Source organism: Labrenzia sp. PO1 (assembly GCF_012273635.1).
In the GTDB taxonomy this organism is placed as follows: Bacteria; Pseudomonadota; Alphaproteobacteria; order Rhizobiales; family Stappiaceae; genus Roseibium; species Roseibium algicola.
The window spans coordinates 674,188-693,136 of record NZ_JAAXCR010000004.1; the positions used below are offsets into that span (position 1 = coordinate 674,188).

The following is an 18,949-nucleotide window of genomic DNA, read 5'->3' on the forward strand; positions in this document are numbered from 1 at the left end:
GTCGGTCTTTGCTTGTCGGTGGGATGAGGAAATATCTGCCGGACGGGCGGCTTTCAGAAAAGCCGGTCCAGGGTAAACAGGGGCTGGGGGTCGGTGAAGCCGTTGAGTTCGAACGAACCGGCCGGTTTTGATCGTTCGCTGGCGAAGCGGGCGACGTCTTCGGTCATCAGAACGTCGGCGCCGACGGTCTTGGTGAGGCTTTCGATCCGTGCAGCCGCATGGACCGTCTGGCCGATCACCGAAAAGGTGAGGCGGTGCGGGACGCCAATATTGCCGAACATGACGGAGCCGACGGACAGGGCGATGCCCGCCTTGAGAACGTGTGGCAGCGCCGGGTCGGCGTTGATCGCTTTCAGACGCTTCCGGCTTTCATCCGCGGCCGACAGTGCCTGTGCGACCGCCTTGTCCAGGCTTTGTGCACCTATGGGAAAGACGCCCAGAACGGCATCGCCGATAAAATCGAGCACTTCGCCGCCTTTTGCTAGAATCGCTCCGGCTGTCGCGTCGAAATAAGTGTTCAGAAACGACAGGTAGGCATCGGGACCAAGCAGTTCCGCAATCGCGGTCGAATTGCGCATGTCGCTGAAATAGATCACCGCATCGACGGTCTGGCCGTCGCCATGGCGGATCTGGCCGCTGAGCACCTTGTTGCCGGCGATCTTGCCGAGATACGTCTCTGCGATCGTCTGGTTGATCTGCCCCTGAATGGTGGCGCGCGCGGCCAGGGCAAAGCGTTTTTGAATGTAGCGGATTGCGGTCAGTGCATCGTCGGAAAAGCCGTCGGTTTCCCGCGTTGCCCAGCTGATCACGATGCCGGAGGTGGCAATCTGGTCCTTGATGGTCGGCAGGTCGAATTCGGTCGCGATGACGATGTAATCGGAGTACCCGCTATCCTTCAGCCGAACGAGCAAGGGAAACTCGAGCGGGGCATTGGCATTCGTGAGGCGCCGTCGCAGGACGGGTTCCTGGTTGACCAGCACGGCACGGACGGGACTTTGCAGCCACTCGTCTGTTTCTTCGGCATTGTGGGCAATCTGCTCGCGCTGGATTTCAGTGCCGTTTTCCCAGATGGCGGCTTCCGCCTCGATCAGGGGATGAAGGGTTGACCAGCCGATCATGGCGCGGTCCACAGGAACCTCGCATGCGCGCAGGCGCTCGCACATCTCTCCGAACATCGACCCCAGATCGGGCGAGCCAAGAGACTGGTCGATCAACCAGTCTTCCACGCCGTCGATTTCCGCCATACTGATCATGGCGCCAAGTTAGTGTTGTTTTCGTCCGGTTTCCAGACGGCTTGTGCCAGCGTTTGCGATTAATTCGCCGGTTCGAAAACCACCTTGCCAGGCGGGACGATGACCCAGTTGACCGTGACGTCGGGAATGCTGCCGGAGGTCTGGTAGGCGAACGTTCGCGACCCTTCGCGGACAGCATCCGGATAATAACGGAGGATTTCCTCAATCGGTGTTTCCTGGTCGCCTCGCCAGACGATCATCAGACCTTTTTCCTGGACATCCTTCGGGTCGATCCAGGGGCTGAGGGTCCGGTCATGCAGATAGAACATCGACGGGCGGCTGGCGGCCTGTGTGGTGACGTTGGCTGCCGACCACATATCGCCGGCCACATAGGCGAGATCGGTGCCCATGTGCTCCTTCCAGACGCGTGCCATGTCTTCGGCGATCGCCTTGCCGGGATAGTGGAGCCGGGTCTGCTTATGTTTCCAGTGCGGCTCCAGAACCGCCTGCCCGAACAGGATGCCCAGGAAAATCGCCTGGATCGCAATGGCGGCAACGAGGGCCCGGGCGGGAAAGGGCCAGAGTTGCGGCAGTGCCAGAAACCGTACCGCCAGGATGCCGGACAGCACGAACATGGGCGTGCCCCACATATGTTCGAACTCGTTGCCGGTAACGGCTGATGCAATCAGAACAACTGCAAGCGGCAGAACGGCAAACCAGAGCAGAAAGCGGTCGGAAGGTGTGGCCAGGGGCGTGGCCGCTTCGCGCCTGCGCAGTCGGACCTGTTTCAGGCCGTGCCAGCCAAGACCGGCCAGAAGCACAAGGAACAGGCCGGCGTGATTGCCGATCTGAGCTGCCAGGAAGTTCAGCGGATTGAACAGATGGTCGACAAAACCGTCTGCCGGATTGCTGCGGCTGGCGGCGTAGCGCAACGTCAGGAAATCCGTTTCCAGAAGCCATGCCGCGTGTGGCACCAGCAGGGCAAGGCAGACCGCTATCGTCACCCAGGGGCCCGGGCGCAGGATGTGTCGCCGGGCATCGGCAAAGACCAGCGCGTAAAGCCCGATTGCACCGATCAGGAGCAGCACGAAATATTTCGTGTAAAGGCCGAAGGCGGCGAGGGTGCCAAGCAGGACCCAGTCGAGCAGGCGGCCTTTGTCCACTGCCCGGTGAAACAGCAGCATCATGCCTGCCCAGATGGGGATCTGCAGGATGTTCGGGTTGAATTCCGGCAGGGGCAGCGCGAAGTAGAAGGTGACGCTGGTCAGCACGAGAGACCAGAAGGACTGCTGGCCGGAAAGTCCGAGACGGCGAGCGAGCCGCCAGATGAACAGATAGCCAAGGGCAACCGAAAGCGCGCTCAGCCAGTACCCGCCGCTGAGGCCTCCCGTGAGACGATAGGTGATCTCCAGAAGCCAGGCCTGCATCGGTGGATGTTTGGTATAGCCGAGCTGAAGTTCCCGGCCCCAGGCAAAGCCTTCAATCACGTCAAGCGGTGGGTTGGGAAAGGTCAGGGCCGGTATCAGGGCATAAAGCAGGCAGAGGCCGCCAGCGTAATAGAGGGCCGCCCTTGAAGGAGCGTTTTCGATCAGACGTATCAAGGGTCAGGTCTCGGCTGGATGGTGCGAGAAGGCCCAGAGCCGGGCTCCGGCAAAGGAAAGGGCTGGCACGATCGCGATGGAAAACAGGAGGCCGATGAGATCAGGCCAGGGGGTCAGCGTCAGCCACAGGGCCAGAACGGTGGTGTTCAGCAGGAAGCCGGAGACGGCAATCACCAGGAACCGCGCCATGCTTCTGATTGCGGTGCCCTTCCGGCGCAGGTGCGAGAAGCTCCAGAAATAGTGACCGGTGAAAGAGACGCAGAAGGCGACCAGGAAGCCGCAGATATTGGCCGGATAGGCCGGAAGCATTCCAGATTGCAGCAAGCTGCCCGCTACAATGGCATGGGTCAGCGTCGCCAGCATGCCGATCACGGCGAATTTGCCGGCGGCAGCGGTTTCTGTCTTCAGCTTGCCGTGGCGAATTTCAGGCGCCATTGGCGGCGTCGTCCGTTTGCTTTGCGGATTGAGGTGTGTTGCCGCTTTCGATGACATCCTGAACGATGAAGACCGGCCGCTGTTTCGCTTCGTTGAAAAGCCGCGCCACATATTCGCCGATCATGCCGATCGACAGCAGTTGCACACCCGAGAAGAACAGAAGCGCGACCATCAGCGATGCGTAGCCCGGGAGATCGATGCCTTCGATGAGGACGCGTAACGTCAGATAAAGCGCATAGGTGAAGGCGCCGACTGAGATCAGGGCGCCGCCATAGAACCAGACCCGTAGCGGGAGCGTTGTGAAGCCCGTGAGGCCGTCCAGCGCAAAGTTCCAGAGCTTCCAGTAATTGAACTTGCCAGCCCCCGCCAGGCGAGGAGGGCGCTCATAGGGCAGTGCCATGGCCGGAAACCCGACCCAGGCAAACAACCCCTTCATGAAGCGATTGCGTTCCGGCAGGCGCAGCAATGCATCGATAACGCAGCGGTCGATCAGACGGAAGTCGCCGGCGTTCGCGGGCATGTCGATATTGGCCAGGCGGTTGAACAGGCTGTAGAACATGCCCGCCGTGGACCGCTTCATGAGCGTGTCGGAAGACCGGTCGACCCTGAGGCCGTAGACGACATCATAGCCCGCGCGCCATCCGTCCAGCATCTGCAAAATGAGCTCCGGCGGGTCCTGCAGGTCAGCATCGATGATGACACCGATGTCTCCTTTCGCCGCCTCGAGCCCTGCGGAAAGAGCAGCTTCCTTGCCGAAATTGCGGGAAAGGCCCAGAAGCCGTCCCGGCAGGCCGTTTGCAAGCTCCTCCGACAGGATGTCCGCGGTCCTGTCACGGCTGCCGTCATCTATGAAAACATATTCGTAACGAAGGCCGCTTCGCTCGAGCACCGGCCGGGTCGCCCGCAGGAAGTGGAGGATGACTTCCTCTTCGTTAAAGACCGGTACGATGACGCTGAGCAGCGGTGCCTGCGGGCGGGCGTTTTCCCGCCGGGTGACATAGACAGTGTTAGCCGCTTTGGTGTGCATGAACATTCGTTAGCCGGTTGAAGTCGGCGGCAACCTGCCGGAATTTCACGAAAAAGGCCAGCCCTTTGACGAGGCTGGCCTTCTTGATGGTCAATTGTTCCGATTGCCGTCAGACGAGCACGCCGTGGCAGTGCTTGAACTTCTTGCCGGAGCCGCAAGGGCAGGCCTCGTTGCGGCCGACCTTGCCCCAGGTCGCAGGGTCTTCCGGATCACGCTGTGCCGGAGGTACCGGGAGCTGGGCGTCCGCCATGGCCATCTCGTCTTCCCCGGTCAAGGGATTGATGTGATGAGCATGCATTTCCGGCTCGGCCGGCATCTGCGGTGCCTGTTCCGTTACCAGTTCGACCCGCATCAGCTGCGCGGTCGTCATCTGGCGCAGCTGGGTCAGCATGGATTCAAACAGCGTGAACGCTTCGGTCTTGTATTCCTGCAGCGGGTCGCGCTGGGCGTAACCACGGAACCCGACGACAGACCGCAGGTGATCGAGATTGGCCAGGTGCTCGCGCCACAGGTTGTCGAGCGTCTGCAGCAGCACGGCCTTTTCGACCTGACGCATGATGTCCGGGCTGTATTTGGCAACCTTTTGCGCCATGCCGGCGTCGGCCGCCTTGCGCAGGCGGTCCTTGACCTCTTCGTCGGCAATGCCTTCCTCGGCCGCCCAATCCTTGATCGGCAGATCCAGGTTCAGATACTTGCGGACTTCTTCCTGAAGGCCCTCGGTATCCCACTGCTCCGGATAGGCGCGCTCGGGAATGTGCGCGGACACAAGATCGTCGATCACGTCGTGACGCATGTCGGAAACCGCGTCCTGGATCGCTTCGCTGTCCATCAGCTCGATACGCTGATCGAAGACCACCTTGCGCTGGTCGTTCATCACGTCATCGAATTTCAGCAGGTTCTTGCGGATGTCGAAGTTGCGTGCCTCGACCTTCTGCTGAGCTTTTTCAAGTGCCTTGTTGATCCACGGGTGGATGATGGCTTCGCCTTCTTCCAGTCCGAGTTTCTGCAGCATGGAATCCATGCGCTCGGACCCGAAGATGCGCATCAGGTCATCCTGCAGGGACAGGAAAAACTTGGAATGGCCCGGGTCGCCCTGGCGGCCGGAACGGCCACGCAGCTGGTTGTCGATGCGGCGGCTCTCGTGACGCTCGGTGCCGATGACATAAAGACCGCCGGCCGCAAGCGCCTTCTGCTTCATGTCCTCGACTTCGGCGCGGATCTGCGCTTCCCTGGCGCTGCGCTCTTCACCTTCCGGCATATCGCCCAGTTCCATGGCGATCTGCATGTCGGCGTTGCCGCCGAGCTGAATGTCCGTACCGCGGCCGGCCATGTTTGTGGCAATGGTCACGGCGCCCGGCAGACCAGCCTGGGCAACGATGAAAGCTTCCTGCTCGTGGTAGCGCGCGTTGAGAACCGCGAAGACCTTGGTCTTGCCGCCTTCGTTCTTCTGCGCGGCGGCAAAAGCAGCCGGATCGCTGAGATCGATCTGCTTGTAGCCGTGCTTCTTGAGCATCTCGGCAAGATATTCGGACTTCTCGATCGACGTGGTGCCGACCAGGATCGGCTGGGCACGCTGCTTGCAGTCGTCGATCAGCTTGACGATGGCCTGGAATTTTTCCTGAACGGTCCGGTAGACCTCGTCGTCGTCATCGATCCGCTTGACGGAAACGTTGGTCGGAATTTCGACCACTTCCAGCTTGTAGATGTCGGCAAATTCGTCGGCTTCGGTGGACGCGGTACCGGTCATGCCGGCCAGCTTGCCGTACATGCGGAAATAGTTCTGGAACGTGATGGAGGCCAGCGTCTGGTTTTCCGGCTGGATGCGCACTTTCTCGCGGGCTTCCAGGGCCTGATGCAGGCCTTCGGAGAAACGGCGGCCCGGCATCATGCGGCCGGTGAACTCGTCGATGATGACCACTTCGTCGTTGCGGACGATGTAATCCTTGTCGCGCTGGAACAGCTTGTGCGCCTTCAGCGCCTGCTGCAGATGGTGCACGATGGCGACGTTCTCGACGTCGTAGAGCGAATCGCCTTTCAGCAGGCCGGCTTCGCCGAGCAGCTTTTCCAGCTTCTCGTTACCGGCTTCGGTGAAGGTCGTTGAACGCTGCTTTTCGTCGAGCTCGTAATCTTCTTCAGTCAGGTGCGGAATGAAGGCGTCGACCGAATTGTAGAATTCGGAACGGTCTTCCAGCGGACCGGAAATGATCAGAGGCGTACGGGCTTCGTCGATCAGGATCGAATCCACTTCATCGACGATGGCGTAGGCATGTCCGCGCTGAACCATGGACTGACGGTCATGCTTCATGTTGTCGCGGAGATAATCGAAGCCGAATTCGTTGTTCGTGCCGTAGGTGACGTCAGCGGCGTAGGCTGCCCGGCGTTCCTCGTCGCTCAGGCCGTGGGTGATACAGCCGACGCTGAGGCCGAGGAATTTGTAGACCTGACCCATCCAGTCGCTGTCGCGCTGTGCCAGGTAGTCGTTGACGGTAACGACGTGAACGCCGTTTCCGGTCAAGGCGTTGAGATAGACCGGGGCGGTTGCCACAAGTGTCTTGCCCTCACCGGTGCGCATTTCTGCGATCTGTCCGGAATTGAGGACCATGCCGCCGATGAGCTGCACGTCGTAGTGTCGCTGACCGAGTGCCCTGCGGGCGGCTTCGCGGACGGTGGCGAACGCGGGAACCAAGAGGTCATCGACGCTTGCGCCGTTTTTCAGCTGGTTTCGGAACTCGTCGGTCTTGGCTCTGAGAGCGTCGTCCGAAAGAGCCTGGATCTCAGACTCCAGGGCGTTGATCTGTTCGACCTTTGCCCGAAATGTCTTCACCTTCCGGTCGTTCGCCGAACCGAAAATCTTACGTGCTAAAGCGCCAAGGCCAGCCATGTGGCGGTCCTTCCCTACCGGGCGGCGCCAACTGGCAAAGAGGCGCCTGCCCATGAAATCGTCTCAATTGCTGTCCACGTTGCCGCCTGGCGCAGAGCGCTGGCCGGCATTCGCGGCCGAAAAGATGCCTTCCCGGCGCTACGGCCAGGACGCCCGACAGATAAGAGGGGGCTGAATGCTTGTCAACGCCGCAGGAATGCGCAATGTAGCCACGCCCCTGCAAGACAGGGGAAAGAAAGATTACTGTTCCGATACGTAAAGGACTACTCATGTTCCGAATTTCGATGCGCAGGCCGGCTCAGGCGCTTGCCGTTTCTCTCCTGGCGCTGTCGCTCGGATCCACCGTTCTGTCCGCTGCAGAACCGGACGATGTGGTCGCGAAAGTTGGCGACACGGAAATCACCGAAGCCGATCTCGCCTTTGCTGCGCAGGACCTGGGCAAGGAATTGCAGCGGTTCCCGCCGGCACAGTGGCGCAAGCTTCTTCTGGACGTCATGGTCGACATGGAACTGATGGCGCATGCCGCTCGTGAAGATGGCCTGGACAAGGATCCGGACTTCGAGCGCCAGCTCGACTTCCTGAAACTACGTGCCTTGCGGAATGCTTACCTTGCCCAGAAAATCGACGGTGCCGTAACCGACGAAGAGGTGCAAGCTGCATACGACAAGGAATTCGCCGACTTCGAAGGTCCGGAAGAAATCAACGCCCGTCACATCCTGGTGAAGGAAAAGGCTGAAGCTGAAGCCCTTATTGCCGAACTGGACGGTGGCGCGGACTTCGCTGAACTGGCTCGCGAAAAATCTACTGGTCCGTCCGGTCCCAATGGGGGCAGCCTGGGGTACTTCGTCAAGGGTCAGATGGTTCCGCCGTTCGAGGCCGCGGCTTTTGCGCTGGAACCGGGCACCTATACCAAGGAGCCTGTCGAAACCCAGTTCGGCTGGCACGTGATCAAGCTTGAAGACAAGCGTCGTCAGGAAAAGCCGGCGTTCGAGGAAGTCGCAAACGGTCTGCGCCAGCAGCTGATGCGCGAGCGCTATGACGCCCGCATGGCCGAGCTGAAGGATCAGGTTGCAGTCGAAATCCTCGATGAAGCCCTGGCCAAGTCCGAAGAAGAAGGTGCTGCTGCCGAAGACGGTGCGGCGAAGACCGAATAAGGCAAACGCTGCCTGAAATCAGAAAGCCCGGCAGTCAGACTGCCGGGCTTTTTTGCAGCCTTTGTGCACCACGCCCGAAAAGGCTTGAAAAGGCTTGCCTTTGTCCCATGCTTACGGCAAGAGCATCCAGTGTTTAGGCGAGCGCTGACAAGGTGCTCGCACGCATTTGAATGGATCAATGTCCGGACGGTCAAACGATCTCGATTGAGCGCCCGTTGATCCGGAACTTTGTATCATCTGACCGGGACCGCCTTGATGTCGACCACCGTATCTCCCCTTGCACCCAAGTCCTATCCCGAGATGCCGGAGATCGAGGGTGTTCAGTTCGCGACCGCCTCTGCCGGGATCAAGTACAAGGACCGGACCGACGTCCTGCTGGCAACGGTTGCCGAGGGAACGGCCGTCGCAGGGGTTTTCACCCGTTCCAAGTGTTCTTCCGCGCCGGTTGACTGGTGCAAGGCTCGGGTCGGTGGCGGCAAGGCCCGCGCGCTCCTGGTCAATTCCGGCAATGCCAATGCCTTTACCGGCAAGAAGGGCAAGGCAGCTGTTGAACTGTCTGCCGAAATCGTCTCCAGGGAGCTTGGCTGCAGCGAAGGTGAAATCTTCCTGGCATCAACCGGCGTGATCGGCGAACCGCTTCCGGCGGACAAGTTTTCCGGTGTCATCGGAGAATTGAAGGCCAACCAGGGCAGCGCGAGCTGGCTGGATGCCGCCAAGGCGATCATGACCACTGACACCTATCCGAAGGTCTCCACTGCAAGCGTTGAACTGGACGGTGTTACCGTGACGATCAACGGCATTGCCAAGGGCGCAGGGATGATTGCGCCGGACATGGCCACCATGCTGTCGTTCATCTATACCGACGCTCCGATCGCGCCGTCAGTTCTCCAGGCTCTGCTCAGCGGGGAAGTCGACGGCAGCTTCAACGCGGTGACCGTCGACAGCGATACGTCCACCTCCGATACGGTTCTTCTGTTCGCGACCGGTGCAGCCGGCAAAAAGGGCGTGGAGAGCGTTGCCTCGCTCGATGATCCGCGCGTCGATGTGCTGAGGGCTGCTCTTGGCGACGTCATGCTGGACCTTTCCCATCAGATCGTCCGCGACGGCGAAGGCGCACGCAAATTCGTGGAAGTGCGGGTTGAAGGTGCCGAAAGCGATGGGTCCGCAAAGCGGATCGCGCTGTCGATTGCCAATTCGCCGCTGGTCAAGACGGCAATCGCCGGCGAAGACGCCAACTGGGGCCGCGTCGTCATGGCCGTCGGCAAGGCTGGTGAGCCGGCCGACCGCGACAAGCTGGCCATCTGGTTCGGCGATGTGCGGGTGGCCGTGGAAGGTGAGCGCGATCCAGACTACAGCGAAGCGGCGGCTTCTGCCGTCATGGAGCAGGAAGACATTGTCATCCGGGTCGATCTCGGTCTTGGCAGTGGCCAGGCGGCGGTCTGGACCTGTGATCTCACCAAGGAATATGTCGCCATTAATGGCGACTACCGGAGCTGAGTATCCCTAGCAGTTCTGACGGTACTGCCCGCAAACGTGCTTAACCGCGCGTTAATTCAGCGTTTCAGGATTGGACAATCTGCCAATGACCAAGATCGTGCTCGTCGCCGCTTGCGCCCTTGTGGATGCGGATGGCCGCATTCTTCTGGCGCAACGGCCCGAAGGCAAATCCATGGCCGGACTGTGGGAATTCCCCGGCGGCAAGGTCGAGCAAGGCGAGCGTCCCGAGGAGACGCTGATACGCGAGCTGGAGGAAGAGCTCGGCATTGAAGTTAACGAAGCGTGTCTGGCGCCGCTTACTTTTGCCAGCCACTCTTACGAAGATTTTCACCTACTTATGCCATTGTTCATTTGCCGCAGGTGGAATGGAACTCCACTCGGCAAGGAAGGCCAGGCGTTGAAATGGGTGCGGGCTGTCAGGCTGAGGGATTATCCGATGCCTGCCGCTGATGAACCTCTGATACCCCATCTCCTGGATGCCGTCTAAGCCCGTTTGTTCAAACCCCCGGGGGGCACATGCCGTTTCGATTTCAAACCGTCGCAGACCGCATGTTGCAGGCCTTTCGCCGGGGAAGAGCTTTCGGAGATGACGAGCACGGCGCGACCATGATCGAATACGGCCTGATTGTCGGTTTCATCAGCATTGTCGTGCTGGTCGCCATGACCGCTATCGGTACTGCCATGCGCACCGATATCTTCGGAACAATTTCGACTGCTCTGCAAGGTGTGCTCGGTTCCAGCTGATCCGGGCCGTTAGGCTACGCCTAGTCGCCTATTTTCCGTTCCTGAACGCCAAGCGCGTCTGCGAGCCGTGTCTTGGCCGAGCCTGGGCGCAATGGTTTCTGCTGGCTTTCATGCGGCGCCCAGCCCGACAGGGTTACCAGTGAAAATGTCGCCCGGATCCTGCCGTCCGCATCGGCGTGGTTCTGCGCATAAAGTTCGGCCGCACGCAGCAGTACCTGTCGAGACAGCGGCTTTCTGCTGCGGTCTTTCAACACGGATGTTGCACCCATGGCCCTGAGATCCGCCAACAGTGCGAACATCGTGTCGTAGCGCACCGTCAGAGTGTCCAAATCGGTGACCGGCAGCGCAAATCCTGCCCTTTGAAGCAGGCTGCCGAGGTCGCGCGTGTCGGCAAACGGCAACACCCTTGCAGCTGCACCGCCTTTTACTTCCAGCTCAGCCCGCGTGAGGCTGTCGCGCAGTTCGCTCAAGGTGCCGGCTCCGGGCAAGGTTGCCAGAAAAAGGCCGTCCGGTTTCAAGGCACGGCGGAGCTGTACCAGTGTGCCCGGCAGGTCGTTGACGAATTGGAGGTTGAGAGCGGAGACGATCAGATCCACCGACTGGTCGCCAAAGGGGATCAGGGCGTCATCGAAGACAAGGTCGGGTGCAGCAAGGCTCGGGTCGGCAGCAAACAGATCTGCGCGCAACACGAAGTCAGCCTTGCCGGACTGCCGGATTGCTTCGCTCACGTGAGCGCAGTGTCCGCCGAGATCGACAGCAACCGGAAACCGCCGATTGACCAGCAGCAGGCGGTCCTGCAGATCTTCGCTGACGGCTTTCAGCAGAAAGTCCGCGCCCGGTTTGGCAGCCATCAGCGCCCGCAGGCGGCAGGTGCGGAAGAAGGAGCGGTCGAAGAGTTCTGGTTGTGCGGTCACGGCAATCCCGGTTGTCATCGAACTTATCGCGGTCACATATGGTATCCGCCCGCCAAGGTCAAAGGCGCAAGGGTCGCGCCAGGCGGCTTGCGGAGCAGGCATCCAGAAAGTTCAGGCCGGTTCCTGCTTGTTTGGGCTGGCCAGAATTGTGTTTTCAGTGCCAAGGTATTCCTCAGTATGAAGAATTATTCCTGTCGGGTGCCATTGGGGAGCGGTTTTGCGAAGCCTTGCGATGAACATTGCCGGCCTGCCGGAAGTCGCGGCGCGATTTGCGCTCGATTTCGTGCTGCCGCAGCGCTGCTTCAGCTGCGATGCACGGGTGTCCGAGCAGACGGGATTGTGCGCGGAATGCTGGTCCCGGATGCCGTTCCTGGAGCGGCCCTGGTGTCAGCGGCTCGGTATTCCTTTCTCCTATGATGTCGGCGACGGTGCCTGGAGCCCGCAGGCGATCGCCTCACCGCCTGTGTTCGACAGGTTGCGGGCGGTGGCCTTTTATGATGGTCCTGCCCGGCAGATGGTGCATGCGCTGAAGTTTTCCGGGCGGCGGGAACTTGCCCGTCCGATGGCACGCTGGATGGCGCGTTCCGGCAATGAACTTCTGAGCAGGGACAGCCTGCTGGTGCCGGTGCCGCTGCACTGGATGCGACTGCTGCAGCGCCGGTTCAACCAGGCGGCAGATCTGGCGAAGGAAGTTGCCCGCGAATGCGGTGGTCAGTTCGAACCGCAGGTCCTCAGGCGGCAAAAGCGTACACGCCGGCAGGTTGGCCTGTCAGCCAAGGACCGCCACAAGAATGTCCGCTCGGCTTTCAAGGTCGATGGTGGCCGGGCCGATCTGGTTCAGGGGCGTCACGTTGTGTTGATCGATGATGTGCTGACGACCGGCTCAACGGTGTCGGCCTGCTGTAAATGCCTGCTTTCTTCAGGGGCAGCTTCCGTCGACGTGCTCACATTCGCGCAAGTCGACCCTGCTTTGCGCTCGGGCAACCCGACCTGATCCCGACGGTCTTCCTCTTGAGTTTTCTCCGCGCGCTCGCATATAACGCCCGGATTTGGTGTGCGGCGGTGCGGGAAAAAGCGTGCAGCTGCCAAAAAGCAAGGAAAAGACCTGATGGCTGAAGTGGTGATCTATACGCGCCAGCTCTGCGGCTTCTGCACGGCGGCCAAGCGGCTGCTGGACAAGAAAGGCGTTGCCTACACGGAACACGATGCCACGTTCGATCCAGGCCTGCGCAAGGAAATGGTGCAGAAGGCCAATGGTCATTCAACGTTCCCGCAGGTCTTCGTCGGCAAAACCCATGTGGGCGGCTGCGACGATCTTCACGATCTGGAACGTGCAGGTAAACTGGACGCACTGCTCGCGTCCTGATTTACTGAAGGAACAACCTTACCTACCAGGACGGAGACAGCGGTCGGATGACCTCATTCACGGCAGCATGCATTCAGCTGCGCAGCGGCAAGACGATTTCGGACAACGCCGATGCTGCGGAAGACCTGATCCGGGCAGCGGCAAAGGATGGCGCGCAATTCGTTCAAACGCCTGAAATGTCCAATGTTCTGGTACGCAGCCGCGAAGAACTGCTGGAGCGGATTTCCGATGCCGAAGACGACCTGTTCCTGAAAAGAGCGCGTGCGCTTGCAGCCGAACTGGGCATCCATCTGCATCTGGGGTCGCTGGCCGTGCTTGCCGGCAACGGCAAGGTCGCCAACCGTGCCTTTCTGATCGGGCCTGACGGCAAGATGCTTGCGACCTACGACAAGATCCACATGTTCGACGTGGACCTGCCAAATGGCGAAAGCTGGCGCGAGTCCGCAACCTATGAACCTGGAACACAGACGGTCATCGCGGATCTGCCCTTTGCCAAGGTCGGCATGGCTGTCTGCTACGATATAAGATTTCCGGCGATTTTCCGGACCCAGGCTCGTCAGGGTGCGCAGGTTCTGACGGGGCCGGCAGCCTTTACCCGCCAGACCGGGCAGGCGCATTGGCACGTATTGCAGCGCTCCCGCGCCATTGAAAACGGTGCCTACGTGATTTCGGCTGCACAGGGTGGCACGCATGAAGACGGGCGTGAAACCTATGGTCACAGCCTGATTATCGACCCCTGGGGTGCCGTGATCGCCGAGATAGACAATGATGATCCCGGCTACGCTCTCGCCGAGATCGACACCCAGAAGGTTGCCGATGCGCGGGCGCGCATCCCTGCGATCGCCAACGAGCGGGATTTCGTCTGCTGTCACGCGGATGGTCTGAAGGAGATTTCGGCGTGATCAAATACACGCTCGTTTGCGACAGTGCACATTCCTTCGAAGGCTGGTTCCGCAATTCCGATGATTTCGACGCGCAGTGTGCGCGAAAACTGGTTGTCTGCCCGATCTGCGGAGCAACCAGCGTTCAGAAAGGTTTGATGGCGCCTGCAGTTTCAACCGCACGCAAGCGGGAAGCGCTTGTCGGTGCCGCGCAGGCGGAAATGCAGTCGGTGGCCGCAGCCGCTGCCAACAAGGCCGATGCGCCGACGGCAGCTGCCTCGACCGAAATGCGGCCGTCCGCCCTATTGCCGCAGGATGTGCAGCAGAAGGAAATCCTCGAAGCTCTTCGACTGGTGCGTGCGCGTATCGTCGAAAGTTCGGAAAACGTCGGTCAGAATTTTGCGGCGGAAGCCCGCAAGATCCACTATGGCGAAGCTGAAGAACGCAGCATCTATGGCGAGACAACGCCCAAGGATGTCGAGGCATTGCTTGACGAGGGCATTCAGGTGTTCGCACTTCCTGAACTGCCTGACGACAAGAACTGAGTTCAGGCGGCTTTCAGCGTGAAGTTCGGAGCGTACCCAGGAAAGGGGCGGGAGCTTCGCGCCCGGGTTGCCGGCCTCTGCAACTTCCCTGCTGTTGCGATTTCTCAGCCGTTTCGCTGGAAGTTTAGTTTGCCGGGAAAGAGGCGTTTCTCTTTCGGTAGTCTCAGATGAAGATCACGTAAAAGAAGATATATTGCGTTTATGTAGTGGGATTGTTCCAAGAAATTTCTTACGTAGTGTTAATCATTGTTAATTATTTTGGATATTTAAAATTTACATCGACTTGGGAACTTTTTCGGGTTGTCGGTGTTGAATATTGAAACAAACATTTATAATCATGATGCTGTGCCGAGGTTCCCGATGTCGATGACTGAGATGAACATGCCCGATACGATACGTGTAATGGTGGCGGAAGATGAGCCGCTGATCGCCTGGATGCTGGAAGATATCCTGTCTGGCATGGGTTTGCAGGTTGTCGGGCCATTCGCGACCGTTGCCGAGGCACGTTCCTGCGTGTCTTCCGAGCCGCCAGAGTTGGCACTTCTGGATGTCGATCTGGCCGATGGCGTTGTCTATCCGCTGGCTGACACGCTGCATGCTCAGCAAGTGCCGATCATCTTTCATACCGGTAATACGGACAAGGTGGACCTGAAGAATCGCTACGGAGGGGCTGAAGTCGTTCCGAAGCCGTCCAACCCCAAGCGTTTGCAGATTGCCGTGGAAACGGCCCGGACGCTGCTCAAACGGGCGTAAGCGGGCCTTTCAGAGCGCGCTTTGCTGATCGGTTTGGGGTCTGGCGTCTTCCTGGCTTCCGAATTGTGCAGTTTCGCCGCGGATTAACCGGGTGCCGGTGGGGCCAGGCGCCTGGAATTTTTTCGTGACAACCAAAACGAAAACCTGCTTCAGCCCGGGCGGATGAAGCAGGTTAAACGGTGTGGGGCCGGTCTGGTGACGATGTCAGGGTTTCGCTGAAGCCGGCTTGCGCCGCGCCTGCGCCGGTTTCAGCGCAGCCTTGGTTTCTTCCAGGCTTTCTTCTGCAGCCTTGCTCATCTCGTTGACGCTTTCCATCGCCGTTTCATTGAGCTCCTCAACCACGGCGGCGCTTTCTGAAAAGCTGTCGCGGAAGAGGGCAGCCTGCTTTTCGAAATGGTCCTGATACTCGCTCGCCATTCTGGAATAGAAATCCTGCAAGGTTGCCATGGTTTCTTCCGGCGCGGCGCACTGGCTGAGGGACTTGGCGCATTCCATGTCCTGGTGCAGCCGATGGCTGACGAAATTCATGTGGTCATCAAACGCCTTTTCGGCATGCGACCACATGGTCTTGCCCACTTTCTGAAAACTTGCGATGGCCTTGGCTTCAATTCGGTCTTCGCGCTCGGCAAACGCCCAGTTGGAAAAGGCAGGCATTGGCCATTCGGTCGGTGCCGGCCATTCCGGCAGCTTGGGCCATTCGGCCATCATGGCGCTGAAGTCGAAGGCACCTGTATTGCTTTTCGTCGGCATGAAAGATCCTCCGGTTGTTCGTGTGACGTCCTGCGGCTGGCCATGGCGTTCTTCGCCGGCTTGCCGTCCCCGGACCTGCGCATTCTGTCATTGCCAGCGCAGGGCCCCGCTCCAAAGGTGACGTAACTGTACCTTTGCATCAAGGCCAAGCTTTGACACGGATCAAATCGCATACCGATTCTTACGTAAAAGGCATTTGTGCCGCAGGTTTGTGCAGCCGATTTGCGGGATTAAGGGCGATTGAGAAAATCGCGCAGTGTCGCCGTTACGTTTTCAGGGGCTTCAAGAGGCGACAGGTGGCCGCTGCCTTGGATCACCGCCAATTCGCTTTGGGGAATGTGGTCGTGGATTTCCTGCGAGATTTCAACTGGTGTGAGCCGGTCGCCATCACCGACCAGCACAAGCGTGGGGCATGCGATTTCGCCGAGACGGGGGCGGGAATCGATGCGGTTGATAAGCGCGGTCTGCTGGCGGATGAAGGCCTCGGGCCCGGTTTCCTGCGCCATCTCGACGACGATTGCCTTCAGCTCTTCGTCTTCCTCGCGCTTTTCATGAACGAACCCGGGGTAAAGGAGGTGGGGAACCTTGGAAAAGCCCTTCTTGCGGGTCAGGTCGATGAGGAACTGCCGGCGCTCCGACTGGTCGGGCGTATCCGGCCGGGAGTTGGTGTCCAGAAGGGCAAGCTTGCCAACCCGCTCCGGCGCTTCGCGCATGATTTCCATGGCGACATAGCCGCCCATGGACAGGGCGATAAGGGAAAACCGCTCCGGTGCTTTTTCCAGGATGCTGGCGGCGATCGCCTTGATGCTGTCGTGTTCGCGGTGGTTTGCCACCATGATCGGTCGGTCGGCAAAGGCAACTATCTGCGGGGCGTAGAGCGCTTCGGTGCACAGAAGGCCCGGTACGAACAGGATCGGATCGCTCATCAGCTGTCTTTCGCCCGTTCCGCCAGCAGCATGTAGTTCACGTCCATATCGCGCGATCTGGCCCAGGTGTCTGTCAGCGGATTGTAGGTGACGCCGCAACGATCGATCATGGTGAGCCCGGCGGTCTGAAGCGGGCCTTCGATTTCGGAAGGGCGGACCAGCTTTTCGTAGGAATGGGTGCCCTTCGGCAACCAGCGCAGGACGAATTCGGCGCCGACGATGGCAAGTGCATAGGCTTTCAGCGTGCGATTGATGGTCGCGACGAACATCAGCCCACCCGGACGGACCATTTGCGCGGTGGCCTCCAGGAACAGAGGTACGTCGGCGACGTGCTCGACCACTTCCATGTTGAACACAACGTCGAAGGTCTCCCCCGCCGCTGCCAACGCTTCCGCGGTTTCTGCCCTGTAGTCGATTTCGAGGCCGGAGGTCTTCATGTGAAGGCGGGCGATCTCGATGTTGGTTTCGGACGGGTCCGCGCCGACCATATCGGCACCGAGACGTGCCATCGGTTCGCTCAACAGGCCGCCGCCACAGCCGATATCGAGGCAGCGCAGCCCCTTGAATGCGTCCGTGGTCTTCGGATCGCGGCCGAAATGCCGGCAGACATGTTCCTTGATGTAGCCCAGCCGCACCGGGCTGAACTTGTGCAAGGGCTTGAACTTGCCCGTCGGGTCCCACCACTCTTCTGCCATGGCGGAAAAGCGCGCGACTTCCTCGCTGTCGATCGTGCTTCTGGTTTCCTGAGCCCTGCCAGTCATCGGACGGTCCTTTCAAGAGCGTGAAGCGGCTAGGCGCTTCGCCTGGTCATTCAACGGTTCGAAGTCGTTCCAAGGTCTGAGACTATTTGTCAAGACACCCAGTTGCAGCAAAGGAACGCAGCCTGTATGCATGTGCGCCGATCCCAGAGGCGCAACAGCGCTTCCAGACACGACTATAAAGAATACGAGTGGTATGGCCCGACTGGTTTTAAAATTTGGCGGGACTTCGGTTGCCGATCTCGATCGCATCCGTAACGTCGCCCGCCATGTCAAACGGGAAGTGGACGCCGGCCATCAGGTCGCGGTGGTAGTTTCGGCCATGGCCGGACAGACCAACAAGCTGGTGGAGTTTTGCCGTGAGGCATCACCGCTCCACGATGCCCGCGAATATGATGCCGTGGTTGCTTCCGGCGAGCAGGTGACGTCCGGTCTCCTGGCCATCGTGCTGCAGGACATGGGCGTCAACGCCCGGTCGTGGCAAGGTTGGCAGGTGCCGATCAAGACCGACGAGAACCACGGTGCGGCCCGCATCCGCGACATCGAGGGCAGCTTCCTGAGTGAGCGTCTCGAGCAGGGCCAGGTGGCCGTTCTCGCGGGCTTCCAGGGTGTGGCGCCGGACAACCGGATCGCGACCCTGGGTCGCGGCGGGTCCGACACCAGCGCCGTTGCCATCGCCGCTGCCATCAAGGCCGACCGCTGTGATATCTATACCGATGTCGACGGCGTCTACACCACCGATCCGCGCATCGTGCCCAAGGCGCAGCGTCTTGACCGGGTGTCTTTCGAGGAAATGCTCGAAATGGCCTCGCTCGGCGCCAAGGTGCTTCAGGTGCGCTCCGTGGAAATGGCCATGGTTCATGGCGTCAGAACATTCGTGCGCTCCAGCTTTGACGATCCGGATGCGCCCCAGGTCGGCGAGAACGGCCTTCCGATTGGAACTCTTATTTGCGACGAGGATGAACTCGTGGAACAGCAGGTTGTCACCGGCATTGCCTATGCCAAGGACGAAGCCCAGATCTCACTTCGTGACGTTGCCGACAAGCCGGGTGTCGCCGAATCCGTGTTCGGTCCGCTGGCGGATGCCAACATCAACGTCGACATGATCGTCCAGAACATTTCGCCGGATGGCAAGACCACCGACATCACCTTCACGGTTCCCGAAGGCGATTTCGAACGCGCCAACAAGGTGCTGGAAGACAATCGCGGCGTCATCGGTTTCCAGAACCTTGAGGGCGCTCGTGACGTGGTGAAAGTCTCCGTCATCGGCATCGGCATGCGCTCGCATGCAGGCATCGCGGCCCAGTGTTTCCGCGGCCTCGCGTCCAAGGGTATCAACATCCGGGCCATCACCACATCCGAGATCAAGATCTCTGTGCTTATTGATTCAGCATATGCAGAACTTGCGGTGCGGACTCTGCATTCGCTATACGGGTTGGACGGATAGTTCATCCGGGAGGCAGGCCCCTGTAGAAAAGGGGCCTG

General features: G+C 59.8%; 19 protein-coding genes. 10 read left to right on the forward strand and 9 right to left on the reverse strand.

The window, feature by feature from the left end:
* Positions 1 to 53: 53 nt before the first annotated feature.
* From HCG46_RS23335 to secA, 5 genes are all read right to left on the reverse strand, one after another.
* Positions 54 to 1,244: an adenylate/guanylate cyclase domain-containing protein gene (locus HCG46_RS23335; protein WP_209009593.1), complete on the reverse strand. Its 1,191-nt coding sequence runs from the start codon at positions 1,242 to 1,244 to the stop codon at positions 54 to 56.
* 68 nt (positions 1,245 to 1,312) lie between these two features.
* The gene (locus HCG46_RS23340) at positions 1,313 to 2,833 is read right to left on the reverse strand and encodes a glycosyltransferase family 39 protein (protein ID WP_205838634.1); all 1,521 of its coding nucleotides are present in this window, start codon (positions 2,831 to 2,833) and stop codon (positions 1,313 to 1,315) included.
* A gap of 3 nt (positions 2,834 to 2,836) precedes the next feature.
* Positions 2,837 to 3,268 carry a GtrA family protein gene (locus tag HCG46_RS23345; protein WP_168687521.1) on the reverse strand — a complete coding sequence of 144 codons (432 nt, stop codon included), beginning with the start codon at positions 3,266 to 3,268 and terminating at the stop codon, positions 2,837 to 2,839.
* On the reverse strand, positions 3,258 to 4,295 hold the full coding sequence (locus HCG46_RS23350; protein ID WP_209009594.1) for a glycosyltransferase family 2 protein: 1,038 nt from the start codon (positions 4,293 to 4,295) through the stop codon (positions 3,258 to 3,260). Before HCG46_RS23350 ends, HCG46_RS23345 begins: the two co-directional genes overlap by 11 nt.
* Before the next feature lie 109 nt (positions 4,296 to 4,404).
* Positions 4,405 to 7,176 carry a preprotein translocase subunit SecA gene (gene secA, locus HCG46_RS23355; protein WP_062491312.1) on the reverse strand — a complete coding sequence of 924 codons (2,772 nt, stop codon included), beginning with the start codon at positions 7,174 to 7,176 and terminating at the stop codon, positions 4,405 to 4,407.
* A 269-nt stretch (positions 7,177 to 7,445) separates the two neighbouring features.
* On the opposite strand from secA, the gene HCG46_RS23360 reads away from it, so the two are divergent.
* The 4 genes from HCG46_RS23360 to HCG46_RS23375 all read left to right on the forward strand — a co-directional run bounded on the left by HCG46_RS23360 (position 7,446) and on the right by HCG46_RS23375 (position 10,571).
* Positions 7,446 to 8,330, forward strand: a complete 885-nt coding sequence (locus HCG46_RS23360; RefSeq protein ID WP_051990069.1) for a peptidylprolyl isomerase — start codon at positions 7,446 to 7,448, stop codon at positions 8,328 to 8,330.
* Between the two features lie 255 nt (positions 8,331 to 8,585).
* The gene (gene argJ / locus HCG46_RS23365) at positions 8,586 to 9,827 is read left to right on the forward strand and encodes a bifunctional glutamate N-acetyltransferase/amino-acid acetyltransferase ArgJ (protein WP_055660435.1); all 1,242 of its coding nucleotides are present in this window, start codon (positions 8,586 to 8,588) and stop codon (positions 9,825 to 9,827) included.
* 85 nt (positions 9,828 to 9,912) lie between these two features.
* Entirely contained in the window at positions 9,913 to 10,314 is a 402-nt protein-coding gene (mutT, locus tag HCG46_RS23370; RefSeq protein ID WP_055659610.1) for an 8-oxo-dGTP diphosphatase MutT, read from the forward strand.
* A 29-nt stretch (positions 10,315 to 10,343) separates the two neighbouring features.
* On the forward strand, positions 10,344 to 10,571 hold the full coding sequence (locus HCG46_RS23375) for a Flp family type IVb pilin (protein ID WP_306355458.1): 228 nt from the start codon (positions 10,344 to 10,346) through the stop codon (positions 10,569 to 10,571).
* Positions 10,572 to 10,591: 20 nt separating this feature from the next.
* On the opposite strand, the gene HCG46_RS23380 is transcribed toward HCG46_RS23375, so the two are convergent.
* Complete coding sequence (locus HCG46_RS23380; RefSeq protein ID WP_209009604.1) at positions 10,592 to 11,422, reverse strand: methyltransferase domain-containing protein; 831 nt, start codon at positions 11,420 to 11,422, stop codon at positions 10,592 to 10,594.
* 295 nt (positions 11,423 to 11,717) lie between these two features.
* Here HCG46_RS23380 and HCG46_RS23385 point away from each other — a divergent pair, with 295 nt between their 5' ends.
* The 5 genes from HCG46_RS23385 to HCG46_RS23405 all read left to right on the forward strand — a co-directional run bounded on the left by HCG46_RS23385 (position 11,718) and on the right by HCG46_RS23405 (position 15,030).
* Positions 11,718 to 12,479 carry a ComF family protein gene (locus HCG46_RS23385; RefSeq protein ID WP_168687523.1) on the forward strand — a complete coding sequence of 254 codons (762 nt, stop codon included), beginning with the start codon at positions 11,718 to 11,720 and terminating at the stop codon, positions 12,477 to 12,479.
* 114 nt (positions 12,480 to 12,593) lie between these two features.
* The gene (gene grxC, locus HCG46_RS23390) at positions 12,594 to 12,851 is read left to right on the forward strand and encodes a glutaredoxin 3 (RefSeq protein WP_006932400.1); all 258 of its coding nucleotides are present in this window, start codon (positions 12,594 to 12,596) and stop codon (positions 12,849 to 12,851) included.
* A 47-nt stretch (positions 12,852 to 12,898) separates the two neighbouring features.
* Positions 12,899 to 13,753 (forward strand): carbon-nitrogen hydrolase family protein, encoded by an 855-nt coding sequence (locus tag HCG46_RS23395; RefSeq protein ID WP_168687524.1) that lies wholly within the window; start codon positions 12,899 to 12,901, stop codon positions 13,751 to 13,753.
* Positions 13,750 to 14,277 (forward strand): DUF1178 family protein, encoded by a 528-nt coding sequence (locus HCG46_RS23400; RefSeq protein WP_023002983.1) that lies wholly within the window; start codon positions 13,750 to 13,752, stop codon positions 14,275 to 14,277. The genes HCG46_RS23395 and HCG46_RS23400 overlap by 4 nt, the downstream gene beginning before the upstream one ends.
* Before the next feature lie 360 nt (positions 14,278 to 14,637).
* Positions 14,638 to 15,030: a response regulator gene (locus HCG46_RS23405; RefSeq protein ID WP_205838635.1), complete on the forward strand. Its 393-nt coding sequence runs from the start codon at positions 14,638 to 14,640 to the stop codon at positions 15,028 to 15,030.
* A gap of 204 nt (positions 15,031 to 15,234) precedes the next feature.
* On the opposite strand, the gene HCG46_RS23410 is transcribed toward HCG46_RS23405, so the two are convergent.
* The 3 genes from HCG46_RS23410 to ubiG all read right to left on the reverse strand — a co-directional run bounded on the left by HCG46_RS23410 (position 15,235) and on the right by ubiG (position 17,467).
* The gene (locus HCG46_RS23410; protein WP_023002985.1) at positions 15,235 to 15,780 is read right to left on the reverse strand and encodes a hypothetical protein; all 546 of its coding nucleotides are present in this window, start codon (positions 15,778 to 15,780) and stop codon (positions 15,235 to 15,237) included.
* 230 nt (positions 15,781 to 16,010) lie between these two features.
* On the reverse strand, positions 16,011 to 16,706 hold the full coding sequence (locus HCG46_RS23415; protein WP_168687526.1) for an alpha/beta hydrolase: 696 nt from the start codon (positions 16,704 to 16,706) through the stop codon (positions 16,011 to 16,013).
* Positions 16,706 to 17,467, reverse strand: a complete 762-nt coding sequence (gene ubiG, locus HCG46_RS23420) for a bifunctional 2-polyprenyl-6-hydroxyphenol methylase/3-demethylubiquinol 3-O-methyltransferase UbiG (RefSeq protein WP_168687527.1) — start codon at positions 17,465 to 17,467, stop codon at positions 16,706 to 16,708. The genes HCG46_RS23415 and ubiG overlap by 1 nt, the downstream gene beginning before the upstream one ends.
* Positions 17,468 to 17,660: 193 nt before the next feature.
* On the opposite strand from ubiG, the gene HCG46_RS23425 reads away from it, so the two are divergent.
* Positions 17,661 to 18,911: an aspartate kinase gene (locus tag HCG46_RS23425; protein WP_055659596.1), complete on the forward strand. Its 1,251-nt coding sequence runs from the start codon at positions 17,661 to 17,663 to the stop codon at positions 18,909 to 18,911.
* Positions 18,912 to 18,949 lie beyond the last annotated feature (38 nt).

Excerpts from the sequence above, each read along its gene's own strand:
- HCG46_RS23335 (WP_209009593.1), bottom strand. The coding sequence starts at position 1,244 with ATGGCGGAAATCGACGGCGTGGAAGACTGGTTGATCGACCAGTCTCTT.
- HCG46_RS23345 (WP_168687521.1), bottom strand. The coding sequence starts at position 3,268 with ATGGCGCCTGAAATTCGCCACGGCAAGCTGAAGACAGAAACCGCTGCC.
- HCG46_RS23350 (WP_209009594.1), bottom strand. The coding sequence starts at position 4,295 with ATGCACACCAAAGCGGCTAACACTGTCTATGTCACCCGGCGGGAAAAC.
- secA (WP_062491312.1), bottom strand. The coding sequence starts at position 7,176 with ATGGCTGGCCTTGGCGCTTTAGCACGTAAGATTTTCGGTTCGGCGAAC.
- HCG46_RS23360 (WP_051990069.1), top strand. The coding sequence starts at position 7,446 with ATGTTCCGAATTTCGATGCGCAGGCCGGCTCAGGCGCTTGCCGTTTCT.
- argJ (WP_055660435.1), top strand. The coding sequence starts at position 8,586 with ATGTCGACCACCGTATCTCCCCTTGCACCCAAGTCCTATCCCGAGATG.
- mutT (WP_055659610.1), top strand. The coding sequence starts at position 9,913 with ATGACCAAGATCGTGCTCGTCGCCGCTTGCGCCCTTGTGGATGCGGAT.
- HCG46_RS23375 (WP_306355458.1), top strand. The coding sequence starts at position 10,344 with ATGCCGTTTCGATTTCAAACCGTCGCAGACCGCATGTTGCAGGCCTTT.
- HCG46_RS23380 (WP_209009604.1), bottom strand. The coding sequence starts at position 11,422 with ATGGCTGCCAAACCGGGCGCGGACTTTCTGCTGAAAGCCGTCAGCGAA.
- HCG46_RS23385 (WP_168687523.1), top strand. The coding sequence starts at position 11,718 with ATGAACATTGCCGGCCTGCCGGAAGTCGCGGCGCGATTTGCGCTCGAT.
- grxC (WP_006932400.1), top strand. The coding sequence starts at position 12,594 with ATGGCTGAAGTGGTGATCTATACGCGCCAGCTCTGCGGCTTCTGCACG.
- HCG46_RS23395 (WP_168687524.1), top strand. The coding sequence starts at position 12,899 with ATGACCTCATTCACGGCAGCATGCATTCAGCTGCGCAGCGGCAAGACG.
- HCG46_RS23405 (WP_205838635.1), top strand. The coding sequence starts at position 14,638 with ATGTCGATGACTGAGATGAACATGCCCGATACGATACGTGTAATGGTG.
- HCG46_RS23410 (WP_023002985.1), bottom strand. The coding sequence starts at position 15,780 with ATGCCGACGAAAAGCAATACAGGTGCCTTCGACTTCAGCGCCATGATG.
- HCG46_RS23415 (WP_168687526.1), bottom strand. The coding sequence starts at position 16,706 with ATGAGCGATCCGATCCTGTTCGTACCGGGCCTTCTGTGCACCGAAGCG.
- ubiG (WP_168687527.1), bottom strand. The coding sequence starts at position 17,467 with ATGACTGGCAGGGCTCAGGAAACCAGAAGCACGATCGACAGCGAGGAA.
- HCG46_RS23425 (WP_055659596.1), top strand. The coding sequence starts at position 17,661 with ATGGCCCGACTGGTTTTAAAATTTGGCGGGACTTCGGTTGCCGATCTC.